This window comes from Gemmatimonas sp. (assembly GCF_044376735.1).
Taxonomy (GTDB): Bacteria; Gemmatimonadota; Gemmatimonadetes; order Gemmatimonadales; family Gemmatimonadaceae; genus Gemmatimonas.
Genome location: NZ_JBILKJ010000033.1, coordinates 1 through 16,218, shown reverse-complemented (window position 1 = coordinate 16,218; position 16,218 = coordinate 1). Strand labels below are relative to the sequence as shown.

General features: G+C 65.8%; 12 protein-coding genes. 5 read left to right on the top strand and 7 right to left on the bottom strand.

Going from position 1 to position 16,218, the window contains the following annotated elements; translation table 11 throughout:
- Window positions 1–64 precede the first annotated feature (64 nt).
- The gene (locus tag ACIRA7_RS07420; RefSeq protein WP_396220215.1) at window positions 65–1,093 is read left to right on the top strand and encodes a hypothetical protein; all 1,029 of its coding nucleotides are present in this window, start codon (window positions 65–67) and stop codon (window positions 1,091–1,093) included.
- Window positions 1,094–1,178: 85 nt separating this feature from the next.
- Here the strand turns inward: ACIRA7_RS07420 and ACIRA7_RS07415 are convergent, their stop codons facing one another.
- The 5 genes from ACIRA7_RS07415 to ACIRA7_RS07395 all read right to left on the bottom strand — a co-directional run bounded on the left by ACIRA7_RS07415 (window position 1,179) and on the right by ACIRA7_RS07395 (window position 9,305).
- Window positions 1,179–3,398 (bottom strand): ankyrin repeat domain-containing protein, encoded by a 2,220-nt coding sequence (locus ACIRA7_RS07415; protein WP_396220214.1) that lies wholly within the window; start codon window positions 3,396–3,398, stop codon window positions 1,179–1,181.
- A gap of 8 nt (window positions 3,399–3,406) precedes the next feature.
- Window positions 3,407–4,807 carry a DUF1552 domain-containing protein gene (locus ACIRA7_RS07410; protein ID WP_396220213.1) on the bottom strand — a complete coding sequence of 467 codons (1,401 nt, stop codon included), beginning with the start codon at window positions 4,805–4,807 and terminating at the stop codon, window positions 3,407–3,409.
- A gap of 25 nt (window positions 4,808–4,832) precedes the next feature.
- Window positions 4,833–7,388 carry a DUF1592 domain-containing protein gene (locus tag ACIRA7_RS07405; RefSeq protein ID WP_396220212.1) on the bottom strand — a complete coding sequence of 852 codons (2,556 nt, stop codon included), beginning with the start codon at window positions 7,386–7,388 and terminating at the stop codon, window positions 4,833–4,835.
- A gap of 241 nt (window positions 7,389–7,629) precedes the next feature.
- Window positions 7,630–8,607, bottom strand: coding sequence for a 2-dehydropantoate 2-reductase (locus tag ACIRA7_RS07400; protein ID WP_396220211.1), 978 nt, complete (start codon window positions 8,605–8,607; stop codon window positions 7,630–7,632).
- Window positions 8,604–9,305, bottom strand: a complete 702-nt coding sequence (locus ACIRA7_RS07395; protein WP_396220210.1) for a hypothetical protein — start codon at window positions 9,303–9,305, stop codon at window positions 8,604–8,606. Before ACIRA7_RS07395 ends, ACIRA7_RS07400 begins: the two co-directional genes overlap by 4 nt.
- Before the next feature lie 142 nt (window positions 9,306–9,447).
- Here ACIRA7_RS07395 and ACIRA7_RS07390 point away from each other — a divergent pair, with 142 nt between their 5' ends.
- Entirely contained in the window at window positions 9,448–10,221 is a 774-nt protein-coding gene (locus ACIRA7_RS07390; protein ID WP_396220209.1) for a VOC family protein, read from the top strand.
- 158 nt (window positions 10,222–10,379) lie between these two features.
- Here the strand turns inward: ACIRA7_RS07390 and ACIRA7_RS07385 are convergent, their stop codons facing one another.
- Window positions 10,380–10,778, bottom strand: coding sequence for a GxxExxY protein (locus ACIRA7_RS07385; RefSeq protein ID WP_396220208.1), 399 nt, complete (start codon window positions 10,776–10,778; stop codon window positions 10,380–10,382).
- Between the two features lie 103 nt (window positions 10,779–10,881).
- Entirely contained in the window at window positions 10,882–12,216 is a 1,335-nt protein-coding gene (argG, locus tag ACIRA7_RS07380; RefSeq protein ID WP_396220207.1) for an argininosuccinate synthase, read from the bottom strand.
- Window positions 12,217–12,336: 120 nt separating this feature from the next.
- Here argG and ACIRA7_RS07375 point away from each other — a divergent pair, with 120 nt between their 5' ends.
- The 3 genes from ACIRA7_RS07375 to ACIRA7_RS07365 all read left to right on the top strand — a co-directional run.
- Window positions 12,337–12,837: a hypothetical protein gene (locus ACIRA7_RS07375; protein ID WP_396220206.1), complete on the top strand. Its 501-nt coding sequence runs from the start codon at window positions 12,337–12,339 to the stop codon at window positions 12,835–12,837.
- A complete protein-coding gene (locus ACIRA7_RS07370) occupies window positions 12,834–13,994 on the top strand; it encodes an asparaginase (protein WP_396220205.1) in 1,161 nt (386 codons plus the stop codon). The genes ACIRA7_RS07375 and ACIRA7_RS07370 overlap by 4 nt, the downstream gene beginning before the upstream one ends.
- A gap of 139 nt (window positions 13,995–14,133) precedes the next feature.
- The coding region (locus ACIRA7_RS07365) for a TonB-dependent receptor (protein ID WP_396220204.1) at window positions 14,134–16,218 on the top strand (2,085 nt) is incomplete at its 3' end.

Below are 16,218 nucleotides of genomic sequence, written 5' to 3'. Positions count from 1 at the left end.
AATGCGTATAGTGTCGCAGGGCGCGTGAACGACCTGCCCCCGATCGACTCCTACCTCCCGGACCATGGCCTTCCCTGTCCGCCCGCCCGCCGTTCTGGCGCTCGCCTGCACGGCTGCCCTCATCGCCGCCGCGCCGCTCGCCGCGCAGAGCACGGGCAGCGCCCCGGCGTCTGCCCCCACGCTCACGCTCGCCGAAGTGCGGGCGCTGGTGGAGGCGCACCTGATCGTCTCCGCCATTCACGACTCCAGCGACAACAAGGCGGCTCAGCAGAAGAACAAGACGAAGGAAGCGCAGCTCGAGCTGCAGCAGAAGAAGCGCGAGATGATCACCGAGGCCCTCGCCAAGAAGGGGATGGCCGACTCGGTCTTCTCCAAGCGGCGCTTCCTGGTAAGCAGCAATGCGACACTACGGGCGCAGTTCGACAGCATTCTCGCCGATGTGACTGGCGCGCCGCTACCGGGTATGATCGCCGCCGCCCCGCTGGCGCCGGGCGCCGTCGCCGCCTCGTCGCTGCCGCCCGGGCTGGTGGGCACCCATCTGGGCCATGTGGTGTCGAGCTTCATGGATACCCCCGACAAGTCGGGCTTCCTGCCGATGGCGCTCGCCGAAGCAAAAATCGCCGCGCAACATGCCGCCTTTGCCGCGCGCACGCCGGAGAATCTGCAGTCCATGCAGACGCACGCCGGGCACGTGATTCACGCGATCGACCCCACTCAGGCGCCCAGCGGCCCCGGCAAGGGCTTCGGCATGAAGCGCGCAGCCGGTGGCATCGCACAGCATGTCGAGCTCGCGGCCAAGGAACCCGCGGCGTCGGCGAACGTGAAGAGCCACGCGGTCCATGTGGCCACCGCCGCACGGAGTGCCATGGCGCGTGGCGATCAGGCGATCGCGATCGCCAAACAGATTCAGGCGGCGACCACCGCCGCGGCGGCCGCCTCGCTCGTATCGCAGCTGGTATCGCTCTGCGATCAGCTTATCGCGGGCTCCGACAACAACGCCGACGGCCGCATCGGCTGGGGCGACGGAGAAGGGGCGCTGCAGCAGGCCCAGGATCACATGGGGTTGCTGCTGGCCGGCGAAAAGAAGCCTTGACGAAAGCCTGAAGCAGCCCGAATGACAACGCGGCGCCGTCACGAATGACGGCGCCGCGTTGTCGTATCGGGCGGACGGCCGAGGATCAGCAGGCCACGCAGCGATGGGTGTTCTTGGCGCCCAGCTTCTCGAGCAGCTGAATCGTTTCCGGGAACGGACGCAACCGCTGCACGGGACCGTTCGCCATGTCCACCGTGGTCATGCCGTTGCGCGCCACGGCCTTCGGATCAGCGCCCTTGCTCACGAGATACGTGATCATCTCGTTGTCACCGCGCGCGGCGGCGTGATGCAGAGGCGTGTAGCCGTTCACATCGCGCTGGTTCACGTCGGCATGCAGCACTTCCACCACGTACTTCATGGCCGGCATCCACCCGTCGGCGGCATGACGATGGGAGTTGCCGGCAAAGCCGTTGCCGTAGCCGACACCAGCGACTGCATGAATGGGATAGACCCCGATGCCGGGCGGTACCGCCTTCGACGCGGAGTCGATGTCCTTTGGCACTACAAATGCCCCGGGCAGTTCACCGGGACCACCCGCCCCACCGGCACCGCCCGCAATCCGCGCGCGATTCGCACGATTGGCCGCCACCGGACGCACTGATGGCAGCGTGTCGATGGCTCCGCGGTCCTTCAGCATCTTCATCGCCTCGACGTCCACCGCGTACGCCGCACGCCAGAATGGTGTGGTGCCATCGAGCGCTTCCAGTCCGCAGTTGGCGTTACCGCAATTGTTATAGGCGAAGAACCACAGGTTCTTCTTCAAGCGGACGTTGGGGTCCGCCCCCGCCTTGAGCATCGCATCCATCAGTTCGAGATGCGTGACCTTCTGCGTCTGCACGGCCTGCGGCTGCGGATACCGTGAGCGCGGCGCCCACATGGTATTCAGCGCGGCGTACAGCGGCGTAAGGCCAGCGCTGCTGCCGATCTTCACGCTCGCACCGCGCTTCACGAGGGCCATCGCCAAATCGAACTGACCATTGATCGCCGCCATCAGCAGCGCGGTGGTGCTGTCGCTGGTGGTGACTTCATCGATTTTCGCGCCGCCATCGAGAATGGCCATCGCCGCCTCGATGTTGCCCTGACGCGCCGCGTGATGCAGCGCGGTGAGGCCGCCCATGCGACCAACCGTGGCTTCATACCCGGACACCTGCCCTTCAAACAATTCGGCCGACTCCGTGGTCTTGGCCACCGGTCCACCGGAAAAGAGCGCGCGACCGGCTTCGATCGCCTGTTGGATCTGCGCGGGCGTCAAATCATTCGTAGGCGGAGCAGCCACCCCGATCTTGTAGCCGCGGAGCGCCGGATCCGCCTTGGGAGCCGGGGCGGCGGCGACCGCGGTCGTTGCCGCTGGAGCGGCTGGCGCAGGTGTGGGAGCGGCGGCCGCCACGGGAACAGCGGCAGGGGCCGCCGCCGGAGCCGCCGCCGGAGCCGCCGCCGGAGCCGCGGCAGGGGCGGCCGCAGGCGCGGCCATCCCCGATGCGGCGGCCGCCCGATTCCGCGCCGCCGCCGCGTCCGCCATCAGCTTCTCCGCCGCCTTGGCCGAGGCATCGATGATCGAGTCGCGGGTCTTCTGCGGCAGGTACGAGAAGAGCACTTCATTCCGCTTCTTGGCCGCCGCCTGCTGACGCGCCAACTCTTCCGTGAGGTCGACCATCTTCGTCCGGATCGACGGATCGGCGCCACCCGCCAGCAACGCGCGCGCGGCATCGCCACGATTCTCGGCCGCCGCGAACATGAGCGGCGTCTGTCCCCACGCCGACTCGCGGGCATTCGGGTCGGCCTTCTTCGCGAGCAACGCCTTCACCGACGCCGCATCACCAGCAGCCGCCGCGAGGTGCATCGCCGTGGCCCCCGTAGCCGTCAGCGTCTTCGCATCCGCGCCGGCCGCCAGCAGCGCCTGCACCACGGCGCCATGACCGGCGCGGGCCGCTACGTGCAGTGGTGTGTAGCCACCGTTCTTCGTCGTGCCCGTGAGCGTCGCGCCGGAACGCAGCAAGAGTGTGGTCATCGCGGCATCGCCGCGATCGGCCGCCCAATGCAACGCGGTCATGCCGTCGCCCTGCGCCACGTTCACATCGTTCTGCTGCCCAAGCAACGCACGCACCTTCGCGATATCGCCCCGCATGGCCGCGTCGGCGACAGCCGGCGCCACACGCGTGTCGCGGATGTTCGGCTTTGTCTCCGACTTCGCTGTGGCCACCCGCACCACCGGCTTTGCGTCCTGTGCCGCCAGCGGAGCCAGCGCGCCCGACCACACCACGAGCGCACCGGCCGCAGCAACCCGGATTCCGTTTCGATCGATCATGACTCGCCTCAGACGTAGAGCGCGAACGGCGACAGGCTGTCACCGAAGCTGGGCACATCGATGTTGTACTTGTGCAGCAGCGAGAGCATCACGTCGGCCATCGGCGTGCCGTCGGGCGCGCGCAGATGCGTGCCACCCGGCACGAGGTTGGCATCGCCGCCCATGAGCAGCAGCGGGCAGCGGCGATGGTTATGAATGTTGCCGTCGGCCATCGGCGACCCGTAGATGATCGTCGTGTTGTCGAGCATCGTGCCGTCGCCTTCCTTCGTCTCCTCGAGCTTCTGCAGGAAGTACGGCAGCATCGACATGTGATAGCGATTGATCTGATTGAACTCGAGAATCGCCGACTCGCGTCCACCGTGGTGCGACGCCGGGTGGAAGCCCTTGTTCGTGCCCGACTCCGGGAAGGTTCGGCTGGAGGCGTCGCGACCGGTCTTGAACGAGAACACGCGCGTCATGTCCGACTGGAACGCCAGCACCTGGATGTCGAACATCAGCTTCATGTGCTCTTCGAACGAATCGGGCACGCCGGCCGGCGCTTCCGGCAGCAGGCGCTCGTCGCCGCTCGCGTTCTTCGCTTCGACCTTCTGGATGCGACGCTCGAGTTCGCGCACGTTCTCGAGATACTGGTCCACGCGACGACGGTCGGTGGCGCCGAGTTCGCGCTTGAGCGACGACATCTCACCCACGACCCAGTCGAGAATGCTGCCGTTGTCCTTGCGACGCGCCGAACGATCGGCATTGCTCGAGCCGGCGCCAAACAGCAGATCGAACGCAGCGCGCGGATTGCGGATCATCGGCAGCGGTTCAGTGGGCGAGGCCCAGCTGATCGTGTCGGTGTAGGCGCAGGCGTAGTTGTAGTAGCAGCCGCCGGCCTGATCGAGATTCTCGATGCACAGCTGCATCGAGGGGATCGGCGTGTCCTGTCCGATCTTGCGCGCCACGATCTGGTCGAACGACGTGCCCACGTACAGGTCGGAGCCCTGCGTCTGCTTCGGATGCGACTGCGTGAGGAACACCGCACTGGAGCGGAAGTGATCGCCGCCGATTTCCGGCGCCTCGAACGCTTCGGCCATGCGCACGTCGGTGTTGCTGATGATCGACATCTTGTGCTTCCACGCTTCCATCGGCGCCAGCGCGCCTTCCGGGTTGAGCGTGAAGTCACGACCCACACCCTTCGGCGCCCACAGATACTTCGAAGCACCCCACGTGTTCGAGCCGGCCGCGCCATGTACCGACTCGATGGCCACGAGGCGCTTGTGGCCGGTGAGCGGCGCACCGGCGCCGCCGACCTTCGCCAGGAAACGACCGGCCGGCTCCATCGCATCGAGATACGGCAGGGCGATGACGGCACTCATGTTCCGGAGGAACGTGCGGCGCGGGAGGGCTTTCTGCGTCATGAACGACATGAATCAATCTCCGTAGGTAGTCGGATCAGTTATGAGACGCATCAGCCGACACCGGCTCGGCGCGCTTGCTATGGAAGGCCTTGCTGTTCACCACACCCATCACGAACGAGGAAAACTTGTACTTGTTGCGCTCGGCGTCGCGCGTGATCGTGCGCACCGTCGTCTGGTCGTAGTCCTCGACACGGCGACCCAACGCGTACGCCATCAGGTTCTCGGTGAAGTTGCGCATCAGCGGCGTTGGCCGCTTCAGCAGCGCCTTGCTGAGATCGATCGGCGTGACGAGCGCGGTCCCGTCGTACAGCTGGCCGCGCGTATCGAGCAGCGCGCCGTTCTCACGGTAACGGAGCTTGCCGGTGACGTCGAAGTTGTCGAGCGCGAGGCCGATCGGATCCATGAAGTTGTGGCACGAGCGGCAGGTCGGATTGGCGCGGTGCATTTCCATACGCTCGCGCGTCGTGAGCTGCTTGCCCTCTTTGGAGCCGGCGGTCTGTTCGAGGTCAGGCACGTTGGGCGGCGGCGGTGGCGGCGGCGTGCCGAGCAGCACTTCCATCACCCACTTGCCGCGCAGCACCGGCGAGGTGCGATTGCCCAGCGACGTCTGCACCAGCACGCTGCCGTGACCGAGCACGCCACGACGCTGGTCGTCCGCGTAGGCCACCTTCCGGAAGCCTTCACCCGTCACGTTCGGGATGCCGTAGTGCTTTGCCAGCCGCTCGTTCACGAAGGTGGACTCTGCCGTGAACATCGTGAGCACGCTGCGATCGTTGCGCACCACGTCTTCAATGAACAGCTCGGTCTCACGCTGCATCGACTGCGCGAGCTTGAGATCGAAGTCGGGGAACAGGAACGCGTCGGGGTGCACCTTCTCGAGATCCTGCAATCGCAGCCACTGCGCCGCGAAGCGGGTGGCGAGCGCGTCAGCGCGCGGATCGGCGAGCATCCGCTTCACCTGCGCCTGGAACACCGCCGGCGTGTGCAGCGTCTTCGCGCGCGCCGCCGCCAGCAGGCGATCATCGGGGATCGTGCTCCAGAGGAAGAACGAGAGGCGCGTGGCGAGTTCGAGATCGTCGATGGTGTAGTCGGTGCCGGCCGCCGTGGTCGTGGGCTCCTTCTCGAAACGGAACACGAAGTACGGACTGGCCAACATGGCCTGCAACCCGAGCCGCACGCCTTCTTCGAACGCGTTGTCACCGCCGTTCTTCGCACCCTGATCGTAGAACTTCATCAGGCTCGCCTTGTCCTTCGCGGTGAGCGGCCGACGATAGGCCCGCGTGCCGAGGCGCGTGAAGATCTGTTCGGCGCAGGCGCGCTGCAGGGCGATGGCCTTCGGTGCGCAGCTGAAGATGCGCGTGCGGCTGGGCGAGTCGGACACGCCCGTGACGCGATACGGACCGGCCACGAACACTTCCATGAGCGGCGGCGGCTCGGTGGTACCGGCGGCGCCGGTGCCGCTCGAGGCGCGCGACCATTCGTGCGGCTTGATGAGATCTTCGTACGGCCCTTCCGCCGACTTCGCGAAAGCGACGGACACCTTGCGCTGTCCCGCCTTGACCTTGATCGGCTCGCTGCGAATGAAGTCGGCACCCAACGGCGCGTCGGCGGATTCGCCGTTGCGCGCGATGCCGCGATCGTAGCGCAGCAGCGCCACGCGCTCGCCGTCGATGGAGATGTCGAGATCTTCCACCGGGCGACCGACACCACCGCCGACATTCAGCCGGAACTCGTACTCACCATCGGCGGGGAACGTGTGCAACAGCACCATGCCGCCACGCGTGCCGTACGGCGTCCCGTCAACGTGGTCCCACGGATGCTGCGACGCGAATGGCGACGTCTTGTAGGTGGCCTGACCGACCGGCGCCTTGCGATCGCCGATCGCCATGCGGCTCACGGCGGCCGCCGCGTTCAGGTAGCCCTCGAGCAACGTGGGCGACAACGACTGCACATCGGAGATGTTGTCGAAGTTCGCGCTCTTGGTGTCGAGCGGCAGCCAATCACCGGACGTGACTTCGAGGCCGAGCAGATCGCGGATCACGCGCTCGTACTCGGGGCGGTTCAACCGCTGGAAGGTGCGGGTGCCCGGATTCACCGGGGCCGCGCCATCGACCACGCGCTCGAGGGTTTCCACCAGCGCCTCGAGGGTATCGCCGGTGGGACGCTTCGATCCGGGCGGCGGCATCATCTGCGCGCGCAGCTTGCGGATCATCTTCTCGGAGGTCGGCAACTCGGCGGTGGCTGAGGTGACCGAGTAGCTCTTGAGATCGAGGTTGCCGCGACGCTGCGTGGGGTTGTGGCACCCCGCGCAGTAGCGCTGCACGACATCGTCGAGCGCGCCCATCGTGATGCCGCGCGCGCCGGCCGACGCCCGCGTGAATGCGCGGCCCGTGGTGTTGGTGGCGCGCATGGGACGCAGCACGGGGTGCGTCGCCGGCAGCGTGGTGTTCGTCGAGGAGACCGTCGTCGCGACGGTCGCGCGCGACGACGGTGTCGTGGACGTTGTCCGTACCGGATCGGTCAGTGGCGACGACGATGCCATCATCGTCGCCGACGTGATCACTCCAGACAACGCGAGGAAAAGCTTCATACCGGCTACTCCTGAGGACTGCGACGTACGATGACGTCGCCCAGCCAACTCGTTCGATGATCCGGCAGGAAGGGAGGCCGGATTTCTCTAAAATAACGTCGAAACGGCGAAAGGTGCTGAGAAACGTTGCAACCCGTGTGCCCACGTGCGTGAGCACGTACGTGAGAACAAGCAAGGCGCGGTGACCGCCAAAGAAGGGACGATCACCGCGCGGAACTGGTTCACGGTGGTGTGATGGCGCTCAGGTCATCGCGCGCTGCGCGGTCGGCAGGAGCACCGCGTACAGCACGTCATGCACCGGCGTCGGGACGCCATGCGCCCGTCCGATGCGCACCACCGCGCCTGTTTGCGCTTCGAACTCCGATGGCCGTTCCGCCATGAGATCGCGTTGCAACGAGGTCGAACCGTCCGGTGGCAAACTATCGTACCGCGCCCATACGCGGTCGATGGCATCGGCTGGCCACGAAATGCCCACGGCCCGACCCACCTGATGGACTTCGTGTAGCGCCGCATCGATCACGGCTCGCGATGCCGGCATCGATCGTACGATGCCGAACGGTACCCGTGCGGCGGCAGCAACCGCGCCGATCGGCTCGATGAACAGGAACTTCTCCCACTGCGCGACACCCATGTCGTCGGGGAGCACGGCAACCAGGCCGGCACCGCGAAGCGCAGCGGCGAATCGCGGGATCTGGGCGTACGCCGCCGACTGCGCCGGTGCGCCCGCCCGACGGCCGAACTCGATGATCGGCGTCACGGCGGTGTGCCGGATGTGCCCGGGAGTCACCTGCTCCACCAGCACCCGGCCCAGTCCTTCGAGCACGTGGTCATCACCGAGCGCCGCCGCCAGCAGTCCGCTGGCCTCCACGCCGTTCTGTACAGGGATCACCGCCGTGGCCGGCCCGACCAACGGCCGGAGCGAGGGCGCGAGGCTGGCGATCTGCGTGGCCTTCACGCACACCAGCACGACATCGACCACGCCCACCGTGTCCGAATCGTCGGTGGCCTGCACCGAGGGCAACGTGAGGTCGCCGTCGATGCTCTCGAGGATGAGACCACGCGTCTGCAGCGCGGCCAAGGTGGCGCCGCGCGCGAGGAAGACGACGTCGTGGCCCGCCTGCTGCAGACGGGCACCCAGCACGCCGCCAATGGCGCCAGCCCCGATCACGGCGACGCGCAGCCGGTCCAGCTGGCGCGCCGCCGTGTTGGTGTTACTCACGGCTTGCCGATCGAGAAGCCGGCGATGTGCGCATCGGTGTTGTGTCCCATGCGGAAGCCGACCACGCCATCGGTGCTCTTGAGCTTACCGGCCGCAACCAGCTCGGCCTTGCTGTAGCTCGCCACTTCGGTGCCGTTGATGATGCACGACACCTTGTCGCCCTTCACCTGCAGCGCGATCTCCTGCGTGACCGGCTTGCCCTTCGCTTCGGCCTTGTGCACCGCGTCGTTCATGCCACCGCGCGGTCCGTTCATCTGGAACGGCGCGGGGCCCATGCCACGCACGATGAAGTTGCCGTTGCCATACGCCGCGCAATACAGGTAGCTCTCGCTGTCCGTACCCATGTCGTTGCCGGCCATGACGATGCCATACGGGTGCGGATGATTGTTCAGCCCCATGTATTCGCGCTCCGAGAACGTCGCCTTCACGACGTAATCGCCCTTCCCCTTCATCTCGGGGTTCCAGTACGTGATCGCCGGGCCGGTCGTGGCGTGCATGCCCGGGCCCATGCCGACGAACTTCGCGCTGTCGACGGTCAGTCCGGCCTTGGCTTCCTTGGCATCGACCTTGCCCATCCACCCCTTCATCTGAATACCACCCTTCACGGCCATGGACTTTTCGCTCTCCTGCGCCTGCACCAGCTGTGGCAGAAGGGCGAGGGCAGCGGTCGCGAGCGCGACCTGCATCGTACGCGTCATCGGAATACTCCTGATGTGAGTCGGTGGGACCGACCGCGCATGGCGGCGAGTCGGCAGACGTGAATGTTTGCGCCGGAAAGCCGTTGGCGATAGGGTGAGGCGTATTCCGAGTCCCGGCTGTTGCACATTCCCGGAGGTGCTGATGCCCAACGTGACGGAGCGCCTCGTCAACCGGCCAGTCTGGTTCGACCTGTCCACGTCCGATCTCGCGGCCGCCAAGGCGCTGTACGCCGAGTTGTTCGGCTGGACCTTCGGCGACTCGCCGGCCGAGCTGGGCTTCTACACCATGGCGTTCGCCAAGGGGATCCCGGCGGCCGCGGTCGCGCCGAAGATGCCGGGACAGGAAGCCGTTCCGGTCACCTGGACGGTGTACTTCGGCGTCACCGACGCCGACGCCACGATGGCCCGCATCACGACCCACGGTGGCACGGTGATGGTGCCCCCGATGGCGATTCCGCCCGACTTGGGTCGCATGGCCATCGCGATCGACCCCGGTGGCGCAGTGTTCGGCCTCTGGGAGCACGGCAGCTTCTCGGGCGCCGGTATTGAAGGCGAGCACGGCGCGATGTGCTGGACCGAGGTGGCCTGCCGCAATGCCGCGGCCAATGCCGCGTTCTACACCGCGGTGTTTGGTCTCACGTCGCAACGTCTCCCCGGCGACGCCGTGGAGTACTACATCCTCCACGACGGCGAGCCCGGCGTCGCCGGCGTGATGCAAATGGACGCCGCCTGGGAGGGTATCCCGCCCTACTGGATGCCGTACTTCGCCGTGGGCTCGCTCGGCGCCGCGAACGCGACGCTCACGAAGCACGGCGGCAAGATCCTGAACGGGCCGATCCCGAGTCCCTTCGGCAAGATCATGGTCGTACAGGACGCGCAGGGTGCGGTGTTCTCGTACATGAGCGAGAACGACTGAACGGGTTTGGGCGAACGGCAACAGCAACGGCAACTGCAACTGCAACTGCCAGAACACGGAGATCACGGAAGACACAGAACCAACACGGATAAGATGAGAAGCGCTTTTGGCTTATCCGTGTTGGTTCGGTGATTTCGGCGCCATCCGTGTTCTGGCTGTTAGCGATCTCGCAGCACACGGATGTCATCAGTCCAGATGACGCGTCGGCGTTCCGGCTTCGGACCGAAGTTGAGCAGCAAACCAAGCTCGAGCTTCGAGGATCGCAGATAGCTGATCAACTGGGCCTCGTGCGCCGCAACGATGCGTTCGCAGGCCTTCAGTTCCACGATGACTTTGCCCGCCACGACGAGGTCAGCGCGAAACTCGCCGAGCGCAACACCCTCGAGCACGACGGGGAAGACGACTTCCCGCTCTAGCTGGAGGCCGCGCCGTCGGAGGTAGATCGGCATTGCATTCGCATAGATGCTTTCGGGATACCCCCATCCTAGGGCGTTGTACGTGTCGTAGAACGCGCCGATGATCTCGTGGGTGATCTCGCCGTGCAGCAGTTCGCTCATGGCTCGGTGACAGAATGAGAACGGGCCGATCACCTGGTAGTGACCGGCCCGTCTACTCTGCTGCAACGCCGTCAGCGCCGCGTCAGTCCTGCGCGAGCAATAACTACTTCTCGCCGCTCGGCAGCTGCGGCACGCCCGTCGCACCGCTCGACTGCAGGAGCCCCACGCCCGTGTACACCACCAGCTTGTCGCGCGTGTCCATGATGTCGAGATTGCGCATCGTGAGCTGCCCGATGCGATCGAGCGGCGTGAAGAACGCTTCGCCGCGCTCCATCGTGAGACGCTCGGGCTTGTACGTGAGATTCGGGCTATTCGTGTCCATGATCGAGTAGTCATTGCCGCGGCGCAGTTCGATCGTGACGTCACCTGTGACCGCCTTCGCCACCCAGCGCTGCGCGGATTCACGCAACATGAGCGACTGCGGGTCGAGCCAACGGCCCTGATACAGCAGGCGGCCAAGCTTCTTGCCGTTCATGCGGTACTGCTCGATCGTGTCTTCGTTGTGAATGCCCGTGACCAGACGCTCGTAGGCGATGTACAGCAGCGCGAGGCCCGGGGCTTCGTAGATGCCGCGGCTCTTCGCCTCGATGATGCGGTTCTCGATCTGATCGGACATACCCAGGCCATGACGGCCGCCGATCGCGTTCGCTTCCATGAACAGCTCGAGCGCGCTGCCGAACTCCTGACCGTTGATTGCGACCGGATAGCCTTCCACGAACGTGATCGTGACCGTCTCGCGCTTCACCTCGACCTCGTCGCGCCAGTGCGCCACACCCATGATCGGCTGCACGATGTGCATGCCCTTGTTCAGGAACTCCAGGTCCTTCGCTTCATGGGTAGCGCCCAGAATGTTCGAGTCGGTGGAGTACGCCTTCTCGGTGCTCATCTTGTAGTCGAAGCCGCTCTTGATGAGGTACTCCGACATCTCCGTGCGTCCGCCCAGTTCGTCGATGAACTGCTGATCGAGCCACGGCTTATACACTTTGAGCGACGGGTTCGTGAGCAGACCGTAGCGATAGAAGCGCTCGATGTCGTTGCCCTTGAACGTGCTGCCGTCGCCCCAGATGTTGACGTCGTCTTCACGCATGGCCGCCACGAGCATGGTGCCCGTGACCGCGCGCCCCAGGGGCGTGGTGTTGAAGTACGTCGCGCCGGCGGTCGTGATGTGGAAGGCGCCGCACTGCAGCGCCGCCAGCCCTTCGGCCACCAGATTCGCGCGGCACTCGATCAGCCGGGCCTTCTCGGCGCCGTACGCCATCGCCTTACGCGGGATCTCGTCGTAGTCCGTCTCGTCGGGCTGTCCCAGATTCGCCGTGTACGCATACGGAACGGCCCCCTTCTCGCGCATCCAGTGCAGCGCGGCGCTGGTGTCGAGTCCACCGGAAAAGGCGATGCCGACTTTCTCGCCGACGGGAAGACGCTGCAGGATATTGGCCACGGGAGAGCTCTGGCTGAACGGTCAGGGATGCGAAACAGACTCCCATATTACACCCAGCGGCCGCCCCGACGAAGCCGGCGACACCCCTGCTCCTTGTTGAGCGCGGCGGCAGGCTGCAGAATGGCCGCATCCCTTTTCGTGAGCGCGTCGATGCCCCTCTCGTGGAAACTGCTCCTTGTAAACGCCCTGCTCCTCACCGGCGCACGGCACGCCAGCGCGCAACCGTCCAATCCGCGCTTTGGACGCTGGCTCCTCAAGTCCGACGCGCCCGCGCCCGCCAGCAACATCATGACATATGAGCCGCTGGGCAGCGGCGGCATGAAGGTCACCATTCAGGCAGTGAACGCGCGCGGGGACACCACCCGCTGGTCGTACGCCACCGAATTCGACGGCCGCGACATGCCGGTGACCGGCAACGCCAGCCAGACGCATGCGGCAGTCCGCCCCATCAGTTCGCTGGTGAACGAAATCGTGAACAAGAACAACGGCCGCGTCACCCAGCGGCTCACCAATGTGCTCTCCCCGGACTTCCAGACGATCGCCGTGATCTACATGCGCGAAGATGCCGACGGAAAGACCACCGGCGTCACCTTCGCCACCTACACCCGCATGCCGCTATGACGCTGGTTTCCCCCCCGAGCCGCGTCCGCACGCCGATGCGACTGGTTGCCCTGCTGCTCGCCTCCGCCGTGGCGCTGGAGGCCCAGTCGTCGGATGACACGAAGCCGAACCGGCGGTTGCCCAAGGTGCTCGTGATCGCCACCGGCGGCACGATCGCTGGCGTACAGGACGCGCCGGGGTCGCTCGGCAGCTATCGCGCCGGCACGCTCACCGCCGAACAGATCATCGCCTCGGTCCCCGAACTGTCGAAGCATGCCCAGATCGAGACCGAACAGTTCTCGAATGTGCCGAGCACGTCGATCACACCGGCGCAGTGGCTCGCGCTGGCGAAGCGGGTGGAGAAGGTGCTCAGGGACCGCGATGATCTGGCCGGCGTGGTCGTCACGCACGGCACCGATCGGCTGGAGGAGACCGCGTTCTTCCTCTACCTGTGCGTGCGGTCCAACAAACCCGTCGTCGTGGTCGGCGCACAGCGGCCGGCCACCGGCATCAGCCCCGATGGCCCCATCAACCTGCTCGCCGCGGTACGCGTGGCGGCGGCACCGCAGGCGGCGGGCAAGGGCGTCATGGTGGTGATGGACGATCGCATCCTCTCGGCGCGCGAAGTGCGCAAGATCTATCAGCGCACCGGCGGCTTCAGCGGGGGCGAGATGGGGATGCTGGGGGTAGTCGGTGGCAACGGTCCCGACTTCCTGTTCACTCCCACGCGGCGACATGGCGAGGACAGCGAGTTCGACATGCGGAAGGTGGATTCGCTGCCGCGGGTGGAGCTGGCGTACTCGTATCCCGGGGGCACCGGTCCGCGATTCGACGGACAGCCGGCGGGCGTGGCGGTGGCAACCAATGGCATGACACGCGCCGAGTCGGAGGTGTTCACCGCGTTGCGCCGTGCCGGCGTGGTGGTGGTGACGGTCTTCGCCTACGGCGACAACATGAGTGCGGTGCGCGATCCCGATGCGCCGCGTCCGGAACCGCGCGCCGCCGCACCGGGTGACTCCGCGCGGTCGGACAGCACGCGAACGCCGGCCGCGCCACCCGCCCCGCCGATGGTCACGGCCCAGCATCTCACGCCGGCGAAGGCGCGCATTCTGCTCATGGTGGCGCTGACCCGTACCACGGATCCGCTCGAGATCCAGCGGTACTTCCTGCGGTATTGAGCGGCGGCGGTAGCCGGCCGTCACGCCACCGTGACGCGCCCGAGACCGGGGCCGTTCCAATCCGTGATCAAGTTCAGGACGGGCGGAGTGAGTGTTGTCGGTGATCGATCGGATCGCCATTCCCTCCTCCGACCGCCCTATGCGCCACGACCCTCGTCCCGCCTATTTCACGCTCTTCGCCGCAGCCTCGTCGATGCTGCTGCTCTCGGCCTCGCTCCTGCGGGCGCAGGCCACCACGAAGCGCGATTCCGCGCAAGCACTCGGCACCGTGAAGGTCACCGGTGTCACGGGTCGAGGCAGCGCTCGCGCTGCGTCGGGCATCGATAGCACGGTGCTCAAGTCCGCGACGCCCGGTACCAGCGCACTCAAGGCCATCGAACGCATCCCTGGCGTCAACATGCAGTCGGTCGACGGCTTCGGCATGTACGAATGGTCCAATCGCATCACCATGCGTGGCTTCCAGAGCGCGCAGATCGGGCAGACGATGGACGGCATCCCGCTCGGCGACATGTCGTATGGCAATTGGAACGGACTGGGCGTCGGCCGCGCCGTTGACGCGTCGAACCTCGAATCGACCGCCGTCACGCAGGGCAGCGGCGCGCTGGGCACCGCCTCCGCCAACAACCTTGGTGGCGTGGTGCAGTATGCGACGGCCGAACCGGCGGGCAAGCAGCAGTTCCTGCTGCAGCAGATGGGCGGTCAGAACAGCTCGCGTCGCACGCTGCTGCGCTACGACATGGGCCTCAAGACCTTCGGCGGCAGCAACGGCGTGTCGGCGTTCATGTCGGTGTCCCGTTTCGACTCCGACAAGTGGAAGGGCGGCGGCGAGCGCCTCTCCAACTTCCCCGGCGAACAGGATCTGCTGTTCGGTCAGAATGGATTCCTTGGTAGCGCCGGCGAAAACTGGCATGAGCAGATCAACCTGAAGTCCAACCTGTTCATCGGCTCGAGCAAGTTCACGGCGTTCTACAATTACGCGAACCGCAAGGAAAGCGACTATATGGACCTGTCGCTGGGCGTGTTCAACGCCACGGCGCCGGGTTCGAGCACGTTTGGTTTCGGACCGATGTTCGACTACCACACCAGCTGGGCTACGTCGAAGCAGTTCGCCGAGGCGTCGATTCCCACGTATACGCCGCTGACCGACGCGTCGTACTACAGCTCGGCGCAGGGCGCGCGTCTCGATCATCTCGCGTACCTGAAGGGCGAGTTCAAGCCGACCGCCTCCACGCGCATCGAGGTGCAGCCGTACCTCCACCTCAATCGCGGTGGTGGCGACTGGCACGCACCGAGCTATGGCGCGGGCTACAGCCCCGATCCGATCATGTTCCGCCAGACGCAGTACAAGGCGAATCGTAGCGGCATCATGGCGAAGGCCACGTCGTCCTTCATGGTGGGCGGCATCTCCAACCAATTCGAAGTGGGTGGCTGGTACGAGATGAACGAGTCCAGCAACCGCCGTCCGCGGTGGCGCATGAAGAACTACCAGCTCGGGCCGGAAGTGGACTACACGAAGGTGCTCCGACTCGACTACGACCGCACGGGTGATATCACCACCACGCAGTTCCATGTGCAGAACACGAACCGCCTGCTGAATGAGCGGCTCACGCTGTCGTATGGTGCCAAGCTCCTCACGGTGAATGCCGATTTCACGAACAACGGCAACACCCCGACGGCGGGTATCGTGGCCCCGATTTTCGCCGATGCCACGCGCCCGTCGCTCAACGTGAAGACCGATGCGGGCATCCTGCCGCAGGTCGGCGCCGTGTTCAAGGTGAACGAGAACAACGAAGTGTTCGCCAACTGGTCGGAGAACGTGAATCAGTTTCCGCTCAGCCCGGCCGGTGGTGTGTACAATGCCGCGCCGGCCACGTTCGATTTCTTCAAGACGACCGCCAAGGCCGAGCGGGCGACCACGCTCGAAGTCGGTGCGCGCACGCGTCGTGGCAAGCTCGAAGCCGGCCTGACCGGCTACACGATCGACTATCGCAACCGCCTGCTCGGCATCGCGCTCTGCCCGCAGACCGTGACCTGCGCCACGGGCTTCGGCAACGTGGGCTCGGTGAACACGGTCGGACTCGAAGGCGTGGTGAACGCGGATCTCGGCAACGGACTGCGTGCGTTCGCCTCGGGCTCGTTCAACAGCTCCAAGTTCGGCGACGACTACCTGGCCAATCAGGCGAACCCTGCCTCTCGGGTGAGCACCAAGGACAAGTACGTGCAG

Bases quoted from the DNA above. Each gene is read 5' to 3' on its own strand.
- ACIRA7_RS07390 (WP_396220209.1), top strand. From the start codon at position 9,448: ATGCCCAACGTGACGGAGCGCCTCGTCAACCGGCCAGTCTGGTTCGAC.
- ACIRA7_RS07405 (WP_396220212.1), bottom strand. From the start codon at position 7,388: ATGAAGCTTTTCCTCGCGTTGTCTGGAGTGATCACGTCGGCGACGATG.
- ACIRA7_RS07410 (WP_396220213.1), bottom strand. From the start codon at position 4,807: ATGTCGTTCATGACGCAGAAAGCCCTCCCGCGCCGCACGTTCCTCCGG.
- ACIRA7_RS07385 (WP_396220208.1), bottom strand. From the start codon at position 10,778: ATGAGCGAACTGCTGCACGGCGAGATCACCCACGAGATCATCGGCGCG.
- ACIRA7_RS07415 (WP_396220214.1), bottom strand. From the start codon at position 3,398: ATGATCGATCGAAACGGAATCCGGGTTGCTGCGGCCGGTGCGCTCGTG.
- ACIRA7_RS07395 (WP_396220210.1), bottom strand. From the start codon at position 9,305: ATGACGCGTACGATGCAGGTCGCGCTCGCGACCGCTGCCCTCGCCCTT.
- ACIRA7_RS07375 (WP_396220206.1), top strand. From the start codon at position 12,337: ATGGCCGCATCCCTTTTCGTGAGCGCGTCGATGCCCCTCTCGTGGAAA.
- ACIRA7_RS07420 (WP_396220215.1), top strand. From the start codon at position 65: ATGGCCTTCCCTGTCCGCCCGCCCGCCGTTCTGGCGCTCGCCTGCACG.
- ACIRA7_RS07370 (WP_396220205.1), top strand. From the start codon at position 12,834: ATGACGCTGGTTTCCCCCCCGAGCCGCGTCCGCACGCCGATGCGACTG.